This window comes from Amphibacillus marinus, from assembly GCF_900110345.1.
Lineage (GTDB): Bacteria > Bacillota > Bacilli > Bacillales > Amphibacillaceae > Amphibacillus_D > Amphibacillus_D marinus.
Genome location: NZ_FODJ01000003.1, coordinates 195,049 through 219,151, shown reverse-complemented (window position 1 = coordinate 219,151; position 24,103 = coordinate 195,049). Strand labels below are relative to the sequence as shown.

At 42.3% G+C, this 24,103-nt stretch carries 20 protein-coding genes and 2 riboswitches; of the genes, 1 reads left to right on the top strand and 19 read right to left on the bottom strand.

Going from position 1 to position 24,103, the window contains the following annotated elements; genetic code table 11:
* Positions 1–478 precede the first annotated feature (478 nt).
* From BM000_RS06625 to BM000_RS06550, 16 genes are all read right to left on the bottom strand, one after another.
* Positions 479–2,089, bottom strand: coding sequence for a hypothetical protein (locus BM000_RS06625; protein ID WP_091496095.1), 1,611 nt, complete (start codon positions 2,087–2,089; stop codon positions 479–481).
* Entirely contained in the window at positions 2,082–2,876 is a 795-nt protein-coding gene (locus BM000_RS06620) for an ABC transporter ATP-binding protein (RefSeq protein ID WP_091496093.1), read from the bottom strand. Before BM000_RS06620 ends, BM000_RS06625 begins: the two co-directional genes overlap by 8 nt.
* 160 nt (positions 2,877–3,036) lie before the next feature.
* Positions 3,037–4,296: a phosphoribosylamine--glycine ligase gene (gene purD / locus BM000_RS06615; RefSeq protein ID WP_091496091.1), complete on the bottom strand. Its 1,260-nt coding sequence runs from the start codon at positions 4,294–4,296 to the stop codon at positions 3,037–3,039.
* Between the two features lie 18 nt (positions 4,297–4,314).
* On the bottom strand, positions 4,315–5,850 hold the full coding sequence (gene purH, locus BM000_RS06610; protein WP_091496089.1) for a bifunctional phosphoribosylaminoimidazolecarboxamide formyltransferase/IMP cyclohydrolase: 1,536 nt from the start codon (positions 5,848–5,850) through the stop codon (positions 4,315–4,317).
* Between the two features lie 3 nt (positions 5,851–5,853).
* Positions 5,854–6,435 carry a phosphoribosylglycinamide formyltransferase gene (purN, locus tag BM000_RS06605; RefSeq protein ID WP_091496087.1) on the bottom strand — a complete coding sequence of 194 codons (582 nt, stop codon included), beginning with the start codon at positions 6,433–6,435 and terminating at the stop codon, positions 5,854–5,856.
* A complete protein-coding gene (gene purM, locus BM000_RS06600; protein WP_091496085.1) occupies positions 6,425–7,453 on the bottom strand; it encodes a phosphoribosylformylglycinamidine cyclo-ligase in 1,029 nt (342 codons plus the stop codon). The genes purN and purM overlap by 11 nt, the downstream gene beginning before the upstream one ends.
* Before the next feature lie 18 nt (positions 7,454–7,471).
* Complete coding sequence (gene purF / locus BM000_RS06595; RefSeq protein ID WP_091496084.1) at positions 7,472–8,881, bottom strand: amidophosphoribosyltransferase; 1,410 nt, start codon at positions 8,879–8,881, stop codon at positions 7,472–7,474.
* Complete coding sequence (gene purL, locus BM000_RS06590; protein ID WP_091496082.1) at positions 8,857–11,085, bottom strand: phosphoribosylformylglycinamidine synthase subunit PurL; 2,229 nt, start codon at positions 11,083–11,085, stop codon at positions 8,857–8,859. The genes purF and purL overlap by 25 nt, the downstream gene beginning before the upstream one ends.
* Positions 11,069–11,752, bottom strand: a complete 684-nt coding sequence (purQ, locus tag BM000_RS06585; protein WP_091496080.1) for a phosphoribosylformylglycinamidine synthase subunit PurQ — start codon at positions 11,750–11,752, stop codon at positions 11,069–11,071. The genes purL and purQ overlap by 17 nt, the downstream gene beginning before the upstream one ends.
* Positions 11,749–12,000: a phosphoribosylformylglycinamidine synthase subunit PurS gene (gene purS / locus BM000_RS06580; RefSeq protein WP_091496078.1), complete on the bottom strand. Its 252-nt coding sequence runs from the start codon at positions 11,998–12,000 to the stop codon at positions 11,749–11,751. Before purS ends, purQ begins: the two co-directional genes overlap by 4 nt.
* Positions 11,997–12,707 (bottom strand): phosphoribosylaminoimidazolesuccinocarboxamide synthase, encoded by a 711-nt coding sequence (purC, locus tag BM000_RS06575; protein WP_091496076.1) that lies wholly within the window; start codon positions 12,705–12,707, stop codon positions 11,997–11,999. Before purC ends, purS begins: the two co-directional genes overlap by 4 nt.
* A gap of 68 nt (positions 12,708–12,775) precedes the next feature.
* Positions 12,776–14,071, bottom strand: a complete 1,296-nt coding sequence (gene purB, locus BM000_RS06570; protein WP_091496074.1) for an adenylosuccinate lyase — start codon at positions 14,069–14,071, stop codon at positions 12,776–12,778.
* A gap of 13 nt (positions 14,072–14,084) precedes the next feature.
* On the bottom strand, positions 14,085–15,206 hold the full coding sequence (gene purK, locus BM000_RS06565; protein ID WP_091496072.1) for a 5-(carboxyamino)imidazole ribonucleotide synthase: 1,122 nt from the start codon (positions 15,204–15,206) through the stop codon (positions 14,085–14,087).
* Entirely contained in the window at positions 15,193–15,684 is a 492-nt protein-coding gene (gene purE / locus BM000_RS06560) for a 5-(carboxyamino)imidazole ribonucleotide mutase (RefSeq protein WP_091496070.1), read from the bottom strand. Before purE ends, purK begins: the two co-directional genes overlap by 14 nt.
* 399 nt (positions 15,685–16,083) lie before the next feature.
* Positions 16,084–16,183, bottom strand: a riboswitch (purine riboswitch).
* Positions 16,184–16,265: 82 nt separating this feature from the next.
* Positions 16,266–16,442 carry an NETI motif-containing protein gene (locus BM000_RS06555; RefSeq protein ID WP_091496068.1) on the bottom strand — a complete coding sequence of 59 codons (177 nt, stop codon included), beginning with the start codon at positions 16,440–16,442 and terminating at the stop codon, positions 16,266–16,268.
* Positions 16,432–17,055: a DUF2179 domain-containing protein gene (locus tag BM000_RS06550; RefSeq protein WP_091496066.1), complete on the bottom strand. Its 624-nt coding sequence runs from the start codon at positions 17,053–17,055 to the stop codon at positions 16,432–16,434. Before BM000_RS06550 ends, BM000_RS06555 begins: the two co-directional genes overlap by 11 nt.
* 143 nt (positions 17,056–17,198) lie before the next feature.
* Between BM000_RS06550 and BM000_RS06545 the strand changes: the two genes are divergently transcribed.
* The gene (locus BM000_RS06545) at positions 17,199–17,609 is read left to right on the top strand and encodes an Hsp20/alpha crystallin family protein (RefSeq protein ID WP_091496064.1); all 411 of its coding nucleotides are present in this window, start codon (positions 17,199–17,201) and stop codon (positions 17,607–17,609) included.
* A gap of 312 nt (positions 17,610–17,921) precedes the next feature.
* Here BM000_RS06545 and BM000_RS06540 read toward each other — a convergent pair whose 3' ends face one another.
* The 3 genes from BM000_RS06540 to BM000_RS06530 all read right to left on the bottom strand — a co-directional run bounded on the left by BM000_RS06540 (position 17,922) and on the right by BM000_RS06530 (position 23,945).
* Positions 17,922–19,220, bottom strand: coding sequence for an NCS2 family permease (locus BM000_RS06540; RefSeq protein WP_091496295.1), 1,299 nt, complete (start codon positions 19,218–19,220; stop codon positions 17,922–17,924).
* Between the two features lie 114 nt (positions 19,221–19,334).
* Positions 19,335–19,435: riboswitch (purine riboswitch) on the bottom strand.
* Between the two features lie 340 nt (positions 19,436–19,775).
* A complete protein-coding gene (locus BM000_RS06535) occupies positions 19,776–23,225 on the bottom strand; it encodes an ABC transporter permease (RefSeq protein ID WP_091496062.1) in 3,450 nt (1,149 codons plus the stop codon).
* 12 nt (positions 23,226–23,237) lie between these two features.
* Positions 23,238–23,945, bottom strand: coding sequence for an ABC transporter ATP-binding protein (locus BM000_RS06530; RefSeq protein ID WP_425425165.1), 708 nt, complete (start codon positions 23,943–23,945; stop codon positions 23,238–23,240).
* Between the last annotated feature and the right edge of the window lie 158 nt (positions 23,946–24,103).

Genomic DNA, 24,103 nt, shown 5'->3' with positions numbered 1-24,103 from the left:
TAACGCAAAGTGCGGGTGCGTTAATATGGACAAGACATCTCACCGCCTCGTTAACGCAAAGCCCGGGTGCGTTAATATGGACAAGACATCTCACCGCTTTGTTAACGCAAAGCGCAGTTGCGTTAATTTGGACAAGGGATTACTCTGCTTCGTTTACGCAAAGCCCGGGTGCGTTAATATAGACAAGGGATTACTCTGCTTCGTTTACGCAAAGCGCGGGTGCGTTAATATGGACAAGACATCTCACCGCCTCGTTGACGCAAAGCCCGGGTGCGTTAATTTGGACAAGGGATTACTCTGCTTCGTTAACGCAAAGCCCGGGTGCGTTAATTTGGACGAGTGATTCCTCTGCTTCGTTTACGCAAAGCGCGGTTGTGTTAATATAGACGAGTATTTCACCACCTCGTTAACGCAAAACACCAATTACTCCACACAAAAAAAATCGCCGTCTGTTTTCAGACAGCGATTCTCAATAAAATTACAAGGTTTTTTTCCAGACATAGTAATGTATCACAATTAACAGAACAACATAACCATAGACTCCAAATGGCACCATACTAATTAGGAAATGGGCAATACCCATAGCACCTGCAATAAGCAATGCCAAAAACATATTTACGGTATTAGCCGTTTCCATGAGTGTAAATGGCACAGAGAAAGGGTATCTTTCCTGATTAATTGTTAAATAGCATATAACCATAAACAAGCTCCCTGTCAACAAAATGACCGCAAAATGAATAAGGACACTTGGACCTGTTAGATAGACATTGACTAGAGTAATTAATAACACAATGGGAAGATATAATTGGATTATAAACGCTTTTAATGTTGCCCGATAATACAACTTAACATCCTTAACTGGTACAACCCGATAAATCCAAGACCCTTTTGCTTTACTCGAATATTTCAACATATATACTACTTGAGGTACCATAAGGACAGCGAAATAGCCATACAAATAACCATATTGATAACTACCTGTTTCCAACATTGATTCAAAGTAAATTAGGAAAAAGATCGGGAAAACCGCAGATAGACCTAAAGATGGATAGACCTTTAATTTAAATTCTCGTTCGTGTCGGAGCATAGAACGTGCCAAGCCAAACATGGCCTGCTCTTGCTTATTCCGACTAACCAGCTTAGCCAGCCAATTACTCAACCGGTCCTTTTTAGGCTTCCTTATTGAAGAGGAACTCATTAATTTCTGTAAATTGCGCTCAAAGGTTGGTATAAACTTAATATAAATAGCCAACAAAACTGACGGAAGAGTTACCGCTATAATAGTAGCTAAAATAAACTCACCTGTATATTGTTCAATCAAAATCATCTCAAATGGTGCACTAAACCAAAGCGGCGGTAAAAATAAATGCCACCAAGACCAATTAATCGTGTAATTAAAATCAACGAAATTAAACATTTGGACAAATAGTTGATAGCCGACTGCTAAGCCAATCGTCAAAAAGATCTGAATGGCATTAATAAAACTTTTAAGCTTCTCCCCATCAAAATACTTTAAGACAATCATATAAAAGAGCGCTGTCGACACAATACAAAATATACTAATTAAAATAATTGCAATTAGGAATAAGAGACTAAACACCAACCCGTTCACAAGACTACTGACAACAAATGGAATCGCAAGAAATGCCCCTGTTAGTTGCGTCATATAAATGACAATATGGGTGGCCTTAGCAATCGAAAGCGTCCGCGCATCAACTGGTTTGGTATCAAGGACAACTTTATCCCTGACGTCTAGCAACACCGAAGAAAAATCCGAAATCATAGATGTGATTAAGATAAACATCATCATTGCAAAGACAATACTCATCTGAAAAAGATACTGCTCTCCCATAACTAAGAAAGGGATAATAAACAAGCCATAAAGGGCATAAATCAATAACGATTTTACAAACGGGCTAATCATTGGCTTCGCTCTTCTGTTTCCATCTTGCAAAATGGTTGGCACACGACGTTGATCCATCATTAGCTTAAACTTTATAATTAGCCGTAGACTAGCGTAATCTACCTTTAGTAACTTAAAGAGAGACTTAAAGCGATCCAGAATCTTTAATGTAAATACCTCATTCATAGCGATTAGCTCCATGAACGATATCGACAATATCCTGAGCGAGCTGCTCATGCTGATCAAAGCCCGTTAATTGATTAAAGATCTGTTCAAGAGAGCCTTCCTGATTCTTTGCCCTTAACTCCTCAAAGCTACCATCTGCCATGATTTCACCATTGTTTAGTAATAAGATCCGGTCGCTAATTTTTTCGACTACATCCATGATATGCGATGAGTAGAAGATTGTCTTCCCTGCTTTCGCTAACCGTGCCATCATTTCTTTAATAATCATGACACTATTTGCATCAAGTCCACTTAATGGCTCGTCAAAAAAAATTAAATCAGGATCATGTATTAAGCTCGCGATAATGAGCAACTTCTGCTTCATCCCTTTGGAGAAGGTACCAATTCTAGCATGAATGACTTGCTCCATTTCAAACTTTTCCATTAGGCCTTGAAGCTTTAAGGTGATATCTTCTTCTGACAGCCCATACATTTGCCCTGTAAAATTTATGTATTCTAGTGCTGTTAAATCTTCGTAAATTTCGCCATTTTCAGGTACGTAACCAATTCGCCGCTTGTAATCCACTGCTCCGCCCCGAATATTCTGATCAAACACATACACATCACCTTGAAACTTATCAAGTAAACCTAGAATAATCTTAACCGTTGTACTTTTTCCCGCACCATTCGGACCAATATAGCCTATTATTTGGCCGCGATTAACGGATAGATTAATATTCTTTAAGACATGTTTCTCACCAAAGCTTATTGATAAATTCTTTAATTCTAGTATCTTTTCGTCACGCATACAAAGCCTCCTCATCATTGGTTTATACATTCACTTTACCATAGATGGCTTATATTTACTATTATCAGCTATAGAAACCCAGCTACCTAATTCGTAGATATTTCACCATTGCCAATTGCTATGACCTCACTATAAAAAAACAAAAACCACGTATGACCAGTTACATACGTGGTTTAAAACCAATATCGGTTCGATAAAAAAAGGATTCTGTTTGATTAAACACGCTTAAATATTGATAAACATACTGTTGTGCTAATTCGGGCGTAGCCTGCTTCGATCCGACAAGCAAAACTCTTCCCCCATTCGCAATATAAGTTCCATCAGCTGAGTTCGCTGTCCCTGCATGGATAACGTAACACTCTTGATCAGCTGGAAGATCAGGCAGTGGGCTACCCTTTAAGTAATTACCGGGATAGCCAGCTGAGGCAACAACGGTACCGATCGCATAACCATCCGCCCACGCTAGCTGTGGATCTTTTCCAGCATCAAGATCCTCAAGCACTTGAATCAAGTCATTTTTGAGTAAGGGCAGGACAACCTGTGTTTCAGGATCACCAAACCGGGCGTTAAATTCAATCACTTTGACACCTTGATCAGTTTCAATTAAGCCCGCGTATAAGACACCGCTATAAGGACGTCCTTCCGCTACCATTGCTGCAGCAACCGGTTTAAGAATCGACTCGACAGTGAAATGAACATGCTGTGGATCCAAATCAGGTACAGGCGCGTATGCCCCCATTCCACCAGTATTAGGCCCTTGATCTCCATCGAAAGCACGCTTATGGTCACGGGCTGGAATCATTGGATAAACGGCTTCACCCTGAACAAAAGCAAACAGAGAAAACTCAGTGCCAGCCAAAAATTCTTCAATAACCACGCGCGCACCGGCATCACCAAAGTGATTTGCCTCTAGCATTAAATCAATGGCCGCAACGGCATCAGCTTCAGTTTGAGCAACAACGACTCCCTTGCCAGCCGCCAATCCATCCGCTTTAATAACAATTGGCGCGCCTTTAGCCTTAACATAGTTCTTCGCAGCTACGCTGTCAGTAAATGTCTGGTAGTCTGCGGTTGGGATCGCATACTTCTTCATTAGTGCCTTGGTGAAATCCTTACTTCCTTCAATTAAGGCCGCCGCTTTAGTTGGTCCAAAGATCTTTAAGCCCGCTGACCGGAAAGCATCAACAACACCTTTAGTTAATGGAACTTCTGGTCCAACGATGGTCCAATCAATTGCTGCCTCCTGTGCAAAGGCCAGCAGTTCAGTGACCGCATCATCTTTAATCGCAACACATTTAGCATCCTCGGCAATTCCAGCATTACCAGGTGCAACAAAAATCTCCGCTACCTTAGCAGATTGCTTAACCTTTTTAACGAGCATGTGCTCACGCCCACCACTGCCAATAATAAGCACTTTCATCTCAGTGCACCACCTTATCTAATGTTTGAAATGACGCATACCAGTCAGCACCATTGCAATCCCATGTTTGTTACAAGCATCAATCGAATCCTGATCGCGCTTTGATCCTCCTGGTTGAATAACCGCTTTAATCCCTGCTTTCGCTGCGTTTTCAATTGTATCTGGCATTGGGAAGAAAGCATCAGAAGCAAGTACAGCACCAACCGCTTTATCCCCTGCTTGGTCAAAAGCAATTTGCGCTGCGCCAACCCGGTTCATCTGCCCAGCACCAACGCCTATCGTCTGGTTATCCTTCACTACCACAATTGCATTTGACTTAACGTGCTTAACCACCTTCCAAGCGAACAACAGCTCATTAAGCTCTTGCTCGGTCGGCTGACGGTCAGTAGCAACAGTTAACTGGTCAGCTTCTATTTGACCAAGGTCACGTCCTTGAACAAGCAAGCCACCAAGTACACTGACAACCTTGTTACTGTCATGGAGATCTGTCTTAATTGGCGTTTCAAGCAAGCGCAAATTAGGTTTTACTGTTAGCATATCAAGAGCCGCTTGGGAAAAGCTCGGGGCAATGATGATTTCTAGAAAAATATCCTTAAGTTGCTTAGCTGTCGCTTCATTAACTTCCCGATTTAACGCAATAATTCCACCGAATATTGAAACAGGATCTGCCTGATACGCCTTCGCAAAAGCATCCTCAATTGACTCGCCTATTCCTACACCACACGGATTCATATGCTTAACAGCAACGGCTGCTGGAACTTCGCTAAACTCTAAGACAATTTCCAAGGCTGCATTGGCATCCTGAATATTATTATAAGATAGCTCTTTACCATGTAATTGCTTGGCGTGCGCAATTGAGCCGCCCTTAATGTTTGCTTCTTGATAGAAGGCTGCTTCCTGATGGGGGTTCTCACCATAGCGAAGGGATTGGACTTTTTCATAAGTTATCGTTAATGTCTCTGGATCTTTTTCTTCAGTCAGTTCGATAAAATAATTGGCAATTAGTGCATCATAATTAGCTGTATGGCGAAATACCTTCGCTGCTAGTCGCTTTCGAAATGCTACTGAGCCATCAGCCTGACTTAACGCAACTAACACACTGTCGTAATCCGCGGGATTAACAACAACGGTCACATCACGGAAATTCTTTGCTGCTGAACGGAGCATAGTCGGACCGCCAATATCAATATTCTCAATCGCATCTTCCTCGGTTACATCAGGCTTTGCAATGGTATCTTTAAAGGGATATAAATTGACCACCACAATATCAATTGGTGCAATGTTACGTTCATTTAGTTGCGCTTGGTGGCTAGCATCATTACGACGCGCAAGTAAGCCCGCATGGATAAATGGATGCAAGGTCTTGACTCTGCCATCAAGGATTTCTTCAAATTGGGTAACATCAGATACTGGCAGTGCGGCTACCCCAGCATCCGTTAATGCCTTTAATGTCCCGCCGGTTGAGATTAGTTCATAGCCATGGTTCACTAAACCTTCTGCAAATGGAATCAAATTGGTTTTATCTGATACACTCAATAACGCTCTTTTTTTCAAAGCTTATTCCCCCTGTGTTAATAATTGTTGAATCGTTCTTGGATAGAGCTCATGTTCAACGAGCTGGATGGCTGATTGTAGTGCAGGTCGCGTCATGTTAGGCTTAATTGCAACGGCCTGTTGGGCAATGATCTGACCGGTATCCATACCAGCGTCGACATAATGAATGGTCACCCCTGACACCTTAACCCCAGCATCAAATGCCTGTCCAATTGCATCAAGTCCAGGAAAGGCTGGAAGTAATGATGGATGAATGTTAATAATGCGCCCTTCAAAGCATTCTAATAAAACGGTACCGATTAAACGCATGTACCCCGCGAGAATAATCCACTCAACCGCTGCTTTTTTCAGTTGTTTGACAATTTCCGCCTCAAAATCTGCTTTAGTCGAATAGTCTCTCGGATTGAACACGAATACAGGTAGTCCATTATCTGCTGCTTTTTTTATCACCAGTGCCTGTGGGCGATCGCAAACAAGTAAAACCAGCTCGGCCTCTAGCTCACCAGTTTGAATCGCTTCGTGAATGGCATCATAGTTGCTACCTGTCCCAGAAGCAAAAATGGCTAGTTTCTGCTTACTTCGCAACGAGGTTCACCCCAGTTTCTGTCGTTACCTCACCAATTACATAAGCTTCTTCACCAGCATCCGCTAAAATCTGCAAAGCAAGCTCAGTTTCATGCTTAGCGACAACGACCGCCATCCCGATGCCTATATTAAAGACACCTAGCATCTGTTGCTCCGTTAGTTCAGCCTGTTCTGCTAAAAATGAGAAAATAGCTGGAGTCTGCCAGCTGCCTTGATAAATTGCTGCGCCTAAGTTCTCTGGTAAGGCCCGTGGTATGTTTTCATAAAAACCACCACCGGTAATGTGACTAATCCCTTTAATTGTTAAGTTTGTTTTTAACGCTTGAATCGCTTTGACGTAAATTTTGGTCGGTGTTAACAACGCTTCACCTAGCGATTGACCAAGTTCACTAACATAATCGGTGAGCGACAACTGCTGATCTGCTAAAATTTTTCGAACAAGTGAAAAGCCATTTGAATGTACACCACTTGAGGCAAGGCCAATAATGGTATCACCTGCCGCTATTTCAGTACCGGTAATTAAATCAGGTTTATTCGCAATTCCTACGACAAAGCCAGCTAAATCATATTCACCAGCTTGGTACATACCTGGCATCTCAGCCGTCTCGCCACCAATCAAGGCGGCTCCACTATCCACACAACCATCCGCAATACCTTTCACAATCTGCTCAATTTGCTCAGGCTCATTTTTACCACAGGCAATATAATCTAAGAAAAAGAGTGGATCAGCGCCTTGAGCCACAATATCGTTGACACACATTGCAACTAAATCAATGCCAACAGTCTCATGGCAATCCAGTTCAAAGGCAAGCTTCAACTTGGTACCGACACCATCCGTGCCCGAGACAAGGACAGGTTCTTGATAAGAAAAACTAGCCAGATCAAACAGGCCAGCAAAGGCACCAACACCTCCAATGACTTCTTTCCGATCCGTTCGTTTTATATGCTTCTTCATTAATTCGACGGCTTGATAGCCTGCTTCGACATCAACACCTGCCGACTTATACACATCACTCATGAGTTTCCCCTCCTGATCCTAATCTTTATATGCCGGGATGACTGTATCTGGATAGATCTCAGTCGGGTACTGCCCGGTAAAGCACGCATGGCAAATCCCTTGCGCCATATCGTTCTCGGTCACAATCGATTGTTCTAAGCCTTCTACAGTTAAAAAGGCTAAGCTATCCGCTTCAATTTGGTCACGCATTTCTTCAATTGAGTAGTTCGCAGCAATTAATTCACCTTTCGTTGAGGTATCAATGCCATAGTAACAAGGATTGACAATAGGTGGCGAAGCAATTCGAACATGGACCTCTGTCGCACCGGCTTCTTTTAACAGACGAACAATCCGGCGACTTGTAGTTCCACGTACAATTGAATCATCGACCATGACGACCCGCTTTCCTTCAACAATACCCCGAACTGGCGAAAGCTTCATCTTTACCCCTTGCTCACGTAATTCTTGTGAGGGCTGAATGAAGGTTCGACCAACATAACGGTTTTTGATTAAGCCAAGCTCATAGGGAATGCCTGATGCCTCTGAAAAACCAATTGCAGCTGAAATGCTTGAATCAGGTACACCTGTTACCACATCAGCATCCACAAATGATTCCTTTGCTAACTGCTTGCCCATTACTTTCCGACTCGCGTGAACATTTTGCCCATTAATATTACTATCCGGGCGAGAGAAATAAACATATTCCATCGAGCAGAGCGAGCGACGCATCGGCGAGCTAAAGCTGGTTGAACGCAAGCCGTTTTTATCAATAACAATTAGTTCACCCGGCTTAACCTCGCGCATATATTTCGCTCCAATCAGGTCAAAGGCACACGTTTCCGAAGCTACCACATAAGCATCGCCAAGCTGACCTAATGAAAGTGGCCTTAGTCCACGCGGATCTAGTGCAACAAACAGCTGGTTCTCAGTTAAAAAGGTAAACGCGTATGCACCTTTGATCATGCCAAGCGATTGTTTAATGGCATCTTCTAATTGCATGTAACCACTTCTCTTAATCAAGTGTGCGACAACCTCGGTATCAGAAGTAGTTTGAAGAATACTGCCCTGCGCTTCCAGTTGCGTCTTTAACGCAAAGGCATTAACGAGATTTCCGTTATGCGCTAATGCCATACTAGAAGTCTGTGAGCGGAATACGAGTGGCTGAACATTGTCATAGCCGCCCCCGCCTTGGGTCGCATAGCGGACGTGCCCAATAGCACTTGAGCCTTGCAATTGCTGAATTCTTCCTTCCTGGAAAACATCGTTTACCAATCCAATTCCTTTATGAAGATAAAGCTTTGAACCATCACTCGATACAATTCCAGCGCCCTCTTGACCACGGTGTTGAAGCGCATGAAGTCCATAATAGGTCATTTCAGCAGCCTTTTTATGACCCCAAATCGCAAAGACTCCACACTCTTCGTTTAAGCCTTTGATTTCAGCAAGCATGGTATAGCTCCCTTCCAGTCTGCCTGCAAGTCAGCGACAGCTTGGTTCACTTCTTCTTTATCATTAATATTTATCTTCAGTTGATTACTATCTGTTACATGACCGATAACCTTTGCATCATCTACTAAACTTACTAAAGCATCAACCTGATCAGCAGCAACTGATATTAAAAAGCGTGATTGTGTTTCACTAAATAGCTCGGCAGTAGCATCGCCTGTCAATTCAAGTTCAGCACCTAGCTGTTCTTGATGAAAGAGACTTTCTGCAACGGCTACCGCAAGACCGCCCTCTGCTACATCATGGGCTGACTTTATGATGCCAGACTGGATAGCGGCTAACAGCTGATCTTGTCGTTTACGTTCAACCGTCAGATCAATCTGTGGTGCTTTGCCGAAGTAATTACCCGCTAACACATTTTGAAGCTCACTACCACCGAATTCAGCTGCTGTCTGACCAATTAGCATAATAACATCACCAGCTGATTTAAAGAACGAAGTGGTAATATCCTTTGTTGACCGATGCAAACCAACCATGCCAACAATCGGCGTCGGGAAAATTGCTTGGCCATTAGATTCATTGTAAAGTGACACATTGCCACTAATGACTGGTGTATCAAGTGCAAGACTAGCAGCTGACATGCCTTCAACACTTTTTTCCATTTGCCAAAAGTTCTCCGGTTTATCTGGATTTCCAAAGTTAAGCCCATCCGTTAATGCTAATGGCTTGGCTCCCGAGGCAACAATGTTACGTGCAGCCTCAGCTACCGCAATCTTACCACCTACCTCAGGATCTAAATAAATATAGCGTGAATTACAATCAGTGGTCATCGCAATTGCTTTATCGTAATCACGAATTCTTACCACTGCTGCATCTGAACCGGGTGCGACTACTGTATTTGCTTGAACCATTGAATCGTATTGGTTGTAAACATATTCCTTACTGGCAATCGTGGGTTGAGCTAGTAGCTGCCGTAGCGTAGCATTATAATCATCAACTTTTGGCTCATAAGCCGCCATCGCTTGAAATTCTTTATAATAAGCAGGGACCTGTGATGGCTTATGATAGACAGGTGCATCCTCAGCTAACGTATCAACTGGAATATCACAAACAACCTGACCATGATGGAGCAACCGGAATTGCTTATCATCCGTAACAACACCAACCGCAACGGCTTCCAAGCTGTACTTTTTAAAAATTTCAATGATCTCGTGCTCACGCCCCTTTTCAACGACAAGGAGCATGCGCTCTTGTGATTCAGACAGCATCATTTCGTAGGCAGACATATTTGCTTCGCGCTGTGGAATTAGGTCTAAGTTCATTTCCATCCCCATCCCTGCCTTACTTGCCATCTCAGATGCAGATGAGGTTAAACCAGCAGCCCCCATATCCTGCATGCCAACTAACGCGTCCGATTTAATCGCTTCTAGGCAGGCTTCAATAAGGAGCTTCTCCATAAACGGGTCACCGACCTGAACGTTAGACCGCTTGCTTTCAGAGTCTTCGGTTAAATCCTCAGAAGCAAAGGTAGCACCATGAATACCGTCACGGCCGGTTTTTGATCCGACATAAAGCACGGTGTTCCCTAATCCTGCTGCAATCCCTTTCTGAATATCCTTTTGATCAATTAAACCGACACACATCGCATTTACAAGTGGATTCCCTTCATAACAAGCATCAAATTGAATCTCGCCACCAACTGTTGGTACACCAACGCAATTTCCGTAGCCAGCAATCCCATGGACAACCTCGTCGAACAAGTATTTAACACGACCGGTTGTCAGCGGTCCAAATCTTAATGAATTTAATGAAGCAATTGGACGTGCACCCATTGAGAAAATATCACGGATAATGCCGCCAACCCCTGTTGCTGCACCCTGATAAGGTTCAACGGCTGAAGGATGATTATGACTTTCAATTTTAAACGCTATCGCTTGACCATCACCAATATCGACAATGCCTGCTCCCTCGCCCGGCCCCTGAATAACTTGCGGTCCTTCGGTTGGAAATTTGCGCAATAGCTGTTTAGAAGTTTTATAGCTACAATGCTCAGACCACATAACTGAAAAAATACCAGTCTCAGTAAAGTTAGGTCGTCTTCCTAAAATGCGGACAATCGATTGGTACTCTTCATCTGTTAGACCCATTTCACGATAATGCTTCTCTTGTTCTATTAGCTCTGGACTAACCTCAAGCGTTTGTAACATAGCTTTCCCTCCAATTAGCAAGCATTGACTTAAACAGATTCAAACCATCTTCACTGCCGAGAATTAATTCTGTAGCACGCTCGGGGTGCGGCATCATTCCAAGTACATTTCCCTGTTGATTAATAATGCCAGCAATGTTAGCGACAGAGCCATTCGGATTATTTTGATAGCTAAAAACAATTTGATTATTTGCCTTTAAGCTTGCCAGTGTTTCATCATCACAAAAGTAATTGCCCTCTCCATGTGCAATAGGAATTGAAATCACTTGCCCTTGTTGATATGCAGACGTAAATAGCGTTTTGTTATTTTGAACGATTAAGTTTTCATGCTGACAAATGAACTTAAGTTCTTTATTTCTTAATAGCGCACCAGGCAACAAGCCTGTTTCTAGTAAAATCTGAAAACCGTTGCAAACACCCAGAATTGGCGTCCCTTTCTCTGCTTCGCGATGCAGTGACTTCACAATCTCTGAGGTTGATGCGATTGCACCACAGCGTAAATAATCACCATAAGAAAAACCGCCAGGAATTAAAATGGCATTATAGCCCTCAAGCGCAGTCTCCTGATACCAGACTAATTCGGCCTCTTCGCCTAATGCATCCTTTGCTGCATGGTACATATCACGGTCACAATTAGAGCCGGGAAAGACAATTACCGCGAATCTCACTGCACAACACCATCCTCAATTGTATAGGTATAGTTTTCAATAACTGGATTGGCTAGCAGCTTCTGACACATCTCCTCAACCTGTTCAGCGGCACGATCGCTATCCGCAAAAGTTAGTTCAATAAGCTTGCCGACACGTACCTCACCGACACCTTGGTAGCCTAGTGTGCTTAATGAGCCTTCAATCGCTTTTCCTTGCGGATCAAGGACACCTTCTTTTAATGTAATATGAATGTTTACTTTAATCATTTTACTGCCTCCAGTCGTTTTAAGATCATGTCGTATACCGTTAATAGATCACCTGTGCCTTGTCTAAATACATCTTTATCAAGCTTCTGATCCGTTTCTATGTCCCATAGTCGACAAGTATCCGGCGATATCTCATCAGCCAGGATGATTTCACCAACATGGTTGCGGCCAAACTCAAGCTTAAAATCGATTAGCCTCACGCCAATTGTTTGAAAAAAGGTGTGCAGGACGTCGTTAACTTTTAACGCATAGCGCTTAATTTGATCAAGCTCTGCATCCGTTGCATCGGTTAATAGTAGGGCATGACGATCATTAATAATCGGATCATCTAATGCGTCATCCTTATAATAGAATTCAATAAGTGGTGGCTGAAATGGTGTTTTCTCTTTAAAGCCTAATCGTTTAACAATACTACCGGTCGCCAGATTACGGACGACAACTTCTAATGGAATAATCGTTGTTTCCTCAACCAACTGTTCTGTCTCATTGAGTGCTTTAATAAAGTGGCTTGGCACTCCTGCTCCAGCAAGCTGTTCAAACAACTGTGCCGAGATTAAATTGTTATAACGGCCCTTACCTGCAAAGGTTTCCTTTTTCTTACCATTAAACGCAGTCGCATCATTCTTATAGGAAAGAATGAGCTGCCGTTCCACTTCTGACCTAAACACCTGCTTTGCTTTCCCCTCATACAATAGCTCTTTTTTCACGACGCTCCACCCCTTTTTAGATAAAAATATGTATAAGAGAAAGCGTCTGTTAAGACGCTTTCAGATCTTTATGCTAACCCAATTCGCTCAAAAATTTGGTCGACATTCTTCAAATGATAGGTGTAATCAAAGCACGCTTCAATATCTTCCGGTGATAACGATGACGTTACCTGTTGCTCTTGCTCAATTAAAGCTTTAAAATGCGTCTGTGACTCCCATGCTTTCATGGCATTTGGTTGTACAAGATCATAAGCGTCCTCTCTGCTCATCCCTTTATCAATTAGCGATAGCAGGACCCGTTGCGAGAAAATAACTCCGTGCGTTCGATCAATATTACGCTTCATATTTTCTGGGAAAACAGTTAAATTCTTAACAATATTGCTAAAGCGATGGAGCATATAATTTAAGGTAATGGTTGCATCCGGTAGGATTACCCGCTCGGCTGACGAGTGAGAGATATCACGCTCATGCCATAGGGCAACATTTTCATAAGCTGTTAGCATATAGCCCCGTACCAATCGTGCCATGCCTGTCATGTTCTCTGATCCAATTGGATTACGTTTATGCGGCATAGCTGAAGATCCCTTTTGACCCTTGGCGAAAAACTCCTCAACCTCACGCGTTTCTGTTTTCTGTAAACCACGAATTTCAGTAGCGAACTTCTCAATGGATGTAGCCACAAGTGCTAATGCAGATAAATATTGCGCATGGCGATCACGCTGCAAGGTTTGGGTTGATACTGGGGCTGGTTGAAGGCCAAGTTTTTCACAGACATACGCTTCAACCTGTGGATCAATATTGGCATACGTGCCAACCGCGCCTGACAGCTTACCTGTTTCAATCACTTCAGCAGCTGCATTGAAACGAATAAGATTTCGCTTCATTTCTTCATACCAAAGCGCCATCTTCAAGCCAAAGGTCGTTGGTTCAGCGTGAACACCGTGTGTACGTCCCATCATGACCGTGTGCTTATGCTCAACTGCTTTATTTTTTAGAATCTCGATGAAATCCTCAATATTCTTTCGGATTATCACGTTTGCTTGCTTAAGTAAATACGATAATGCCGTATCAACGACATCAGTTGAGGTTAAGCCATAATGAACCCACTTTTTCTCCTCCCCTAACGTTTCTGATACTGCTCGAGTAAAAGCCACAACATCGTGACGTGTCTCTTGCTCAATCTCCAGAATACGATCGATATGAAAGGATGCATCCTGACGTATTTTCTTAACGTCATCAGCTGAAATAATACCAAGCTCACTCCACGCCTCACAGGCCAATATCTCTACTTCTAACCAGGCTTGGTATTTGTTTTCATCTGTCCAAATTGCTCCCATCTCTGGGCGTGTATAACGTTCAATCATCGTTTAAATCCCCCTAAATTAAATTCTCTTTTGTTAATAGCGCAACCAGCTCATCTCGACTTTGACCGACAAACGTCATATGTCCTACCTTTCGCTTGGGCTTAATCTCAGCCTTACCATACATATGGATCTGCGCTAAAGGTAGCTGATCAATCTTTGCAAAGGCATCAGCTATATTATCGCCAAGTAAATTAAGCATAATCGCTCCACCATGGAAATGAACCGGAGCTAATGGCAAACCACAAATGGCTCGGATGTGCTGTTCAAATTGCGAAACATTACAGGCCTCAATGGTAAAATGTCCTGAATTGTGTGGTCGCGGCGCAAGCTCATTAATATAGATGTCATTATTTCTAACAAATAGTTCAAGCGTAAAGGTACCGACCACACCAATCTCTTCAGCAATTGCATGGGCGGCTGTTCTTGCTTTATCTACTACGCCAGGCGCGACTGTTGCCGGGACCGTCGTCGTATGTAAGATATGGTCACGGTGAATATTTTCACCGATTGGAAAAAACACGATCTCTCCGGCAAGTGAACGGGTAAAGACAACTGATATTTCACAATCAAACGGAATATACCCTTCATAAATTAAGCGCTCATTCGCAGCAAGCATTGTCTCGACTGCTACTAAATCATGCTCTGTTTTGACTTTATGTTGCCCTTTGCCATCATAACCACCTCGACAGGTCTTGACCACTGCTGGATATCCAACTTCATTAACCGCACGTTGTAGGTCTGCCTTTGTCTTAATAATTAGAAATGGTGCAACCGATTGCCCACTTGCTACCATCGCACGTTTCTCAAGTTCACGATCTTGGGTAATTTCAAGTGAGTGTGCACCTTGAGGCAAGAGTCCTTTTGCTTCTAGATAACGAGCAGCCTGTAAGTCAACATTTTCAAACTCATAAGTAACGACATCAGCTTTATTGGCTAGTTGTTCAATTGCTAATTGATCATCATAATTAGCGACCAGCTGCTCATCAGCGAGTTGGGCGGCTGGACAATCTGGGGTAGGGTCCAAAACAATCAGTCGATAGCCCATATGACGTGCAGTTGTTGCCATCATCCTGCCGAGCTGACCACCGCCAATAATGCCAATTGTCGCGCCGTAATCTAGCCTATTCTTTGGCAAGCTGATCCCTCATTTCGGTTACTTTTTCTCTTGTACTAGCCTGATAGGCTATTAATCGCTCAGTCAGTTGTTGATCATTGGTAGCCAGAATTTGCGTTGCAAGAATGCCGGCATTTTTTGCTCCTGCCGATCCAATTGCAACCGTTGCAACTGGCACACCACCTGGCATTTGGACAATTGATAACAAGGAATCTAAACCATTTAGTGCCTTTGACTGCACTGGAACACCAATGACTGGTAAAGTAGTCTTAGCCGCAACCATCCCCGGCAGATGGGCGGCGCCACCAGCACCAGCAATAATGACCTTCAATCCTTTTTCCCTTGCACTCTCGGCATAGCTAAACATATCCTCAGGCGTTCGATGCGCTGAAATGACTTCCTTTTCATAGTCGATCTTTAAATAATCTAATACTTCACACGTATGAGCCATCGTTTGCCAATCTGATATACTCCCCATTATGACACCAACTCGAGCCATCAAATCCCTCTTTTCTCTTCTATTTCGTGCATCAGTTGCCTGTCCAAGAAACAAAAATACCTATTCCTCATCCCTCATGTACAACGACAAGAGAGAAGATGAATAGGCGAATCACAATAGCTATGTGTCACTTCAAAACTTAGTGACGCACCATTATTGACTTGAAATCAGAGCAAAGTAACATCACAACATCATTTTATCATCCCAATAAAGTGGAGATTCAATTAATCAAGGCGCTATCCACAACTCATTGTTAGCACTTTAGGCACTCACCTAAGCACAGCCTTGAAAAGAATAACCGCTAAACAAACTGGATAATTGCTGACTGCTAACCATGCCCCACTTTTCATACTTGAATGGGAATGCTTACTGTCAGGTAACTGTGATAAATTACTGTTGTCATGCTTCATCTTCCCTCATAGTCCGTTATTTACGGTAACGGGTAGAGACTCTTGAGCCATATTCTCAAAGTTATACGAGGTGAATTACTATTAAATTTTAATTAATAACACTGCATGTTTATCATAACAAGGAAGCGATCTTTAGTCAATAAAAATCGAACGATAAAATGATCCTAACTCTTATCGTTCGTCTTTACTTGGTACAACTTCAAAGATAACCTGTCTTCCCACTGGCTGATAGGTAACTTGACCTTTTTCAGTCATTTCTTTAAAAATAGGTTTCTCAATTTTCCTTATTGGCATAAAGCCAGCTTGCTTTATTCTTACCAAACATTCTTCGATTGTTTCATTCAGCATTAATTCGACCGTCTTCTTCTGTAGCAATCTGTTCTGCTTCTTGCTGTGCTTTTCTCTCTTCTGCTTCGACACTTTTTTGGATCTTTCCCTTCTTAACTTGTTTCACCCAGAACCCGCCATTAATGTGCTTGGGTTCATAAGATATAATAAACGCCTTAGGATCAATGTTTTTTATCGTTTCATATAAGTTTAATTCATATTTTCTCGGGGTTAATATTTGCATTGAGAGGCGATCGCCATCCATACCATAAGCTGACCAACTCGTGACGCCATAGCCTTTTTCTCGTAATTGTTTGGTAAATTTCAATTCTGGGCTTGAGGATATCACATTCACCGTAATATAGCCGAGAGCTAATCGCTCTTCTATCTTAGAGCCGACAATAACACCGAGCCCATAACCTACACCATATGCAATTAAGTTTTCAATTCGATCAAGATTATCAAGGACAAGTCCTAAACCTAATGTGTAAAGAACGATTTCTACCATACCAATTGAAGCGGCTATATACTTTTGACCTTTTAAGGTAAGAATGACTCGAATTGTTGCAAAAGATACATAGATGATATTAATCGCTAAGATGATTAAGACCATCGTGACAGCATTTTCTAGCATGAGAATCCCTCCTGTTCTCATTGTATACTACGGACTGGTTTTTTTCCAACTATCATATGCTTTTCGTTCTATTAATTAGGTGTTAACATAAACCTTTATTTGGGCATATGCTATCAACAGGTCATGAAAGAGGAGGATACCCTATGCAACAATGGAAAAAAAGCTTTGACCATTTCTTTGGAGATCAATTCTGGCATTCATTTGAACATATTATGCAGCCACCCATTCCCCAAACAAACATCTATCAAATGGATAAAGAATTAACCTGCTATGTCAATATCCCTGGCTTGGACAGTGTTGATGCGATTAAAGTGTATATTAAAGGCAATCGGTTATTTATTATTGGTGACATCCCACTTGGCGAGACAGAAGGCCAAATTATCCAGCAGGAGATTATGCATGGTGCCTTTGAGCGTTCAATTGATCTCCCCTATCCAGTCAGAGCGGATCAGATTCATGCTAGCTATCGAGCTGGCTTGCTGATTATTCGTCTCCACCAATTAATAGGTGAGGACGAACCTTCAACAGCGATCAACATTAATCAGATTGATTAAGCAGCACTGCAGGAGAACGGTTTAACCATGTCTTGACTAGAGCGAATCACCTATAGGTACTGTGAGGCAATAAGCTAAGCTTACTTACTCCAGAGAAAATCGTAAAGTTGCCTCCGGCTATGGAATTTAGCCTGACTTAACGCTTAACCATTACAGTAATTTTTTTATAGATACGAAAGGCAGTGATCGTTACCTAAAATGCAAAAAAGCATGTCCAACATAAGGTACCGCCCCCCTAAAAGTTAGAGTAGAAAATCTAACTTTTAGGGGTAACCACCTACTTGGGACATGCTTTTTTTAAAAAATCAATTCTTACTCAGCCAAGAAAATAAGGAATAAAACAAAGATAACGGATAACGCCCACATTAGCGGGTGAATTTCTTTTGCTTTACCTCTTGCTGCCATCGTGATTGGGTAGAAGGTAAATCCTACTGCGATACCTGTCGCAATACTATAGGCTAACGGCATTATAATGATCGTTAAGAAAGCTGGTACAGCAATCTCAAATTCATTCCATTCAATTTCCTTCAAAGTAGATGCCATCATAACCCCAACAATAATTAGTGCCGGAGCAGTTACTGAAGACGTTACAACACTTAGTAATGGTGAAAAGAATAACGCTAAACCAAAGAATAGCGCAGTGAATACTGAGGTTAGTCCGGAACGACCACCTACACCAACACCAGTTGCTGATTCAACATATGAAGTTGTTGTCGATGTTCCTAACAGTGCTCCTGCAACAGTTGCAGTTGCATCTGCAAATAATGCTTTACCTGCGCGTGGTAACTTATTATTCTTCATGAGGCCAGCTTTTTCAGCAACAGCAACTAATGTACCCGCCGTATCGAAAAAGTCAACAAATAAAAACGTCAAGATAACGCCAAGCATTTGAATGGTAAAAATATTTGGAAAGCTAGTTATTGCTGCACCAAACGTTGGTTCTAAGCTTGGGACTGCTGCAAAGATTGAGGTTGGTAAACTAATTTCACCAAAGATAATTCCTACAATAGCAGTAATAACCATTCCATAAAATACACCACCACTAATTTTTAACGCAATTAACACAACAGTAACAACTAAGCCGAAAATTGCAAGTGCAGTTGGACCATAAGTGAAATCACCAAGTGCCACCATTGTTGCTGGGTCCGCTACAATAATTCCTGAATTCTGAAACCCAATAAACGCAATAAACAGACCAATCCCAGCTCCTACTGCTAGCTTCAATGTTGCAGGGATCGTATTAATAATTTTTTCACGTACACCAGAAAGTGTTAAAAGAGTAAAAATTACACCAGAAACAAGGACACCACTTAGCGCCGTCTGCCATTCAATTCCGTACCCAAGAACTACCGTGTACGCAAAGAATGCATTTAAGCCCATTCCAGGTGCTAAGGCAACAGGGTATTTAGCATATAGCCCCATTACTAACGTTCCAATTACTGCCGATAATGCCGTTGCTGTGTAAACCGCACCTTCATCCATCCCAGCAGCTGCTAGCATTGGCGGGTTTACAAAAAGAATATAGGCCATTGACAGAAATGTTGTTAAACCAGCAACAAATTCAGTACGGACAGTTGTACCTAGCTGATCTAATTCAAAAAACTTTTTAATATCCATAGTTACTCTCCTCTTCAATTCGTCGCGTAAAAAACCCACTCCTGCGCTTAATCAAGAGTGGGCTTGGCTAATCAGAAGTAGAATAAGAGATAATAAATAAAATAAGACCTTTTTTTCATTCTTCTGCGTAGACAGACCATTTACGGTGGTCGGTAGAGACTCCAGAGCCATATCCTCAAGATTATACGACGAAAAGCTATTTATTTTTTAAATACAAAAATAATCATACTAGGGAAGCAGATGCCCGTCAAGACCAAAAACGAATATTCATAAAAATGACAAACTTAACGTTCGGCTTTTTCCAAACTAAACCATTACTTGAACAGTAATACACGCCTTACCCAGCTCGTAATAGTGTATTTATGCTAGTGTTTGTCACGGTAAATCTCCATACAGCACAATGAACAAGCTATTATTACGAAACTAAAAACAGTAAATGATTCCTGTAGAGATAAGAATATTCGATAAGATCGGCTAGCTTTCACGAAGTAACAAATAAGTCCCTCAGCAGAAAATGGTGTCAGCCAGCTCCACTGAGGGACTTTCCTATTATTCGTTTGATTTTAGGGCCTCAATCATATCGACACCCTTTAGCTTGCGGTGCATAATCCACATCACAAAGCTTGAAAAAATAAAGGTAAGGACTGCAGCGTACAGGTAGCTCGACCAGTGTAAATCAGGTGCAAACATCATATTGTCCATTGCAGCTGTTGCTAACACAAATACATGTAATATACGGCCCATAAAGCCACCAACTATGATTCCCATTGCTGTCAGAATCAGATTTTCCCGATAAATATACATGGTCACTTCACCATCATAGAAGCCAAGTACCTTTATCGTTGAGAGCTCACGAATCCGTTCAGAGACGTTAATATTGGTTAGGTTGTAAAGGACTACAAAAGCTAACCCTGCAGCAGCAACAATTAGAACAACGACAACAACATTCAAGCTTTCCATTGAATCATTAAAGGTATCAATAACGCGACCATAGAAGGTCGTTGTCACTACCTTTTCTTCCTGCATCAGTTGTTCTGATAATTGATCCTCCCATGCTACGTCCTGATCGTATTTTAGTAAATCAGCATTAGACTCGAGTGGCTCATCCCCAATTGCTTCATGATATACCGCTTCATTCATATACAGATAGTGGCCGGTATAATTTTCGGTAATATGAGCAATTTCCACTTCAAAGCTTTCATTATCAGCATTGGTAATCGTTAATGAATCCCCAGGCTCAACACTAAACAAATCTGCCAGTTTTTCAGAAACGACCGCCCCTTGATCCGAGAGGCTATAAGATTCTTTCGAAACCCGATCTCTTAATTGAATAAATTGAGGTAATTGCTCTGCGTTAAGTGGTACGATTAATGATACATCTTGGGTATTAACCCCTGTTTCACTTACCTCATACTGTGCTTGATAAATGGCAAGATGATCCTCAATTTCAGCATTACCTTCAATTAGCTCGTTGTATGCACTTGCTTCTTCATCAGTTGCATCTTGATCTAAAATAACCATTGCATCATATTGTATGACACGACCAAATTGTAAATCACCCATACCGCCGACCGCATCTTTCAGACCAAATCCTGTTACAATTAAGGCAGCACAGCCAGCAATACCAAGCACGGTCATTAGCATCCGCTGCTTATATCTAAATAAATTACGAGCGGTAACCTTTTCAATAAAATTAAGTCGGTTCCAAATTGGTGTGATACGCTCCAACAGAATTCTCTTTCCACTTTTAGGTGCACGTGGTCGCATTAAGACAGCTGGATGGCTTTTCAAATCTACTCGTAACACGTACCATGCTGTTAAGACTGTCGAGAACAGTGATATTCCTGCCGATATCAACGTGTATAACCAATAGTTAGACAGCTCTATATCTGGTAAGTTGTAAAGCATGCGATAAGCATTAAAAATTATTTGTGGGAGGATAAGATAGCCAAACAATAGCCCTACTATGGTCCCAACAGCACTAGCACTAATCGCATAAACATAAAACTTAAGTGAAACTGCTAAGTTTGAGTAACCTAGCGCTTTAAATGTTCCAATTTCACCACGCTGCTCCTCAATCATTCTCGTGATTGTCGTCAGGGTAACAAGTGCTGCTATTGCAAAAAAGACAACTGGAAAAATTGAAGCTAGGTCACTTAATCGACCAGCATTGTCAGCATACTCAACCATTGCCCCAATATCGTGGCGAGTCGCGCTATAGTAAGTTGGCTCTTCAAGATCAGCCAACTCGGCACGGGCTTCGGCTATTTCAGCCTCACCCTCCTCTATTTCAGCAATGGCATCGGCTTGCTCTGCTTCAAATGTTGCCAGCCCTGCCTCATACTCGATTTCTCCATCTGTTAACGTCTGACGTGCATCCTCTAACTCAACTCGACCCGACTCATAGTCGCGCCAGCCTTGATCGAGCTCCCGTCGGGCAGCTGCTAGTTCTGCCTCTGCGCTTGCCCGCTCACGCTCAAGCCGCCCCTGTTGCTCAGCTATGAGTTGACGGGCAGCATCCAAGTCAGCTTGCCCTGCCTCTAACTCAGCACGACCCGCAGCAACTTCGGCCTCTCCTTCCTCAACCTCATTTAAGCCTTCATTAAGCTGGGTGATTCCGCCTGAAAGCTCGGCTTCAAGCTGACTTAATCCAGCTTGAATAGGATCAGCTGGTAATTCACCTGCAAAATAAGCTTGTAGTAAATTCGCTAAGGTTTGCTCACCTAAGGAGATTGTCGCTGTTTCTTGCACAATTTCTGCTTGCGTTTCCTCTGGGATAACATCTACTGGCACTTCGAAAAGTTCAGTCAGTTCCGTCCGTAAACGATTTACTTCAGCCTGCTGAGTAGTTAGTAGCTCAAGCTGGGCTTCAATTTCTCGTCTAGCACTGGCTAGTTCGGCTTCTCCTTGCTCCAACTCACGCCGACTTTCTTCAACTACTGGTTGCTGATTCTCTAACTCAGTTCTGCCCTCAGCTAGCTGGCGCTCACCATCAGCGATTTCGCGTTCAAAGGTAGCTAAGCCATCCTTATACTCCTGCTCACCTTGTTCAAGATCCTGACGCGCTTGGGCAAGCTCGTTTTCACCATCTTCAAGCTCGGTCCAGCCTTCATCTAATTCCTGACGTGCATCATTGAGCTCTTTCTTGGCTTCAGCAAGCTCAGTCCGACCATCAGCAATTTCTGCCTCTGCTTCAGCAAGCTCTTCTTCTGCCTCTTCGCGAATCTCGGCAATTCGCTCAGGCCCATACTCATCAAGCTCGGACTCAATTTCAGATTTATATTGTGCTGCTAGGTTTTGATAATCTTCACTATACATGCTTTCGCCGCTCAACTTAGTAAACTTAGCAAATAAATCAGTATAGACTGGTAAATCAAAATCATCCTCTAAAATCACTGCGAAGGCATCTAGATTCCCCCGTCCAATCGACGTTTGACCCCTTGACTCCTCAGTAATAAAGCGAGGACTCGTAACAAAACCAACGACCTCAAACGTTGTCTGGTTAAAATCTTCGGTTAAATCTGTGTCACTATTCTCTGGGTAAATCGTAATCTCATCACCAATACTGTAAAGCGCCCGAATTGATTCGTGGTTATCGAGAGCAATTTCGCCACTATGCTCAGGCAAACGCCCATTATTCACAACATACTGATTTATTTCTAAATCATCTCGATAGCCAATTAGCTTCATCACAAGTCGACTTTCACCCGCTAACACATCTCTGCTATAGCCTGCTTCTATCTGCTCGACACCAGAGTGACCAGCTATCAGCTCAAGCTCTTCTTCTTCTAAGCCCATTGTTGATTGAACATGAAAATCATGTAAGTTATATTGCTCAAAATATTGGTCAGCAGTATTTTTCATATTGGGCCCTGTTGCTTGCAGACCAGAGAAAAAACCGACCCCCAGAAAGATTAGAATTAAGATTGAAAAGAATCGGGCTTTTGAAGTCCAGATTTCTTTAATAATTAATTTACGCAACGCTGCTTTTTTAGCCATGACTAATCCCCCTTACCATTCAATCTCATCGACTGAGCGTGGTCTTGGGTTTAACACCGTCTCGCGCACCTTTGCGTCATTAATATAAATAACTCTATCTGCCATCGGTGCAATCGCGGAATTATGGGTAATGACGATAACTGTTGTCCCTGTTTCTTTAGCTGTATTTTGTAACAGCTTTAAAATAGATTTTCCCGTTTCAAAATCTAGCGCCCCAGTTGGCTCATCACACAATAACAGCTTTGGATTTTTTGCGAGTGCTCGTGCAATGGCAACCCGCTGTTGCTCACCACCAGAAAGCTGAGCAGGAAAATTGTCAACACGATGCGACAACCCGACGCTTTCCAAAACTTCATCGACATCTAAAGCATTCGGAGAAATTTGCGTCGCTAATTCGACATTCTCCTTTGCAGTTAAGTTAGGCACTAAGTTATAAAATTGAAAGACAAAACCAACATCATCACGACGGTATTTCGTTAACTGCTTCGTCGTATCTTCAGCAATGTTATGACCATCAATCCAAATTTGCCCTTCATCAGGCGTATCCATGCCTCCTAAAATGTTTAAAACTGTTGATTTTCCGGCTCCACTTGGTCCAAGAATAACAGCAAAATCCCCTTTTTCAATCTCAAACGTTATCCCATTATTCGCTACAATGGTATTCTCACCCATTTGATAGCGTTTAAATTCATCAACTACTCTTACATAGCTCACGAACATGCCTCCCCTTATCTACCCGTTATAGACTAATTTACAAATAGCCCGATAACCTGTTTTGTTTTTCTACTTCTAAACATTCTGTTGACCAACTATTGTAAAATTGATATAGTCTCATTATAAAGACACTGTGTTGTTTATTCAACGGACAGTTTTTTAAA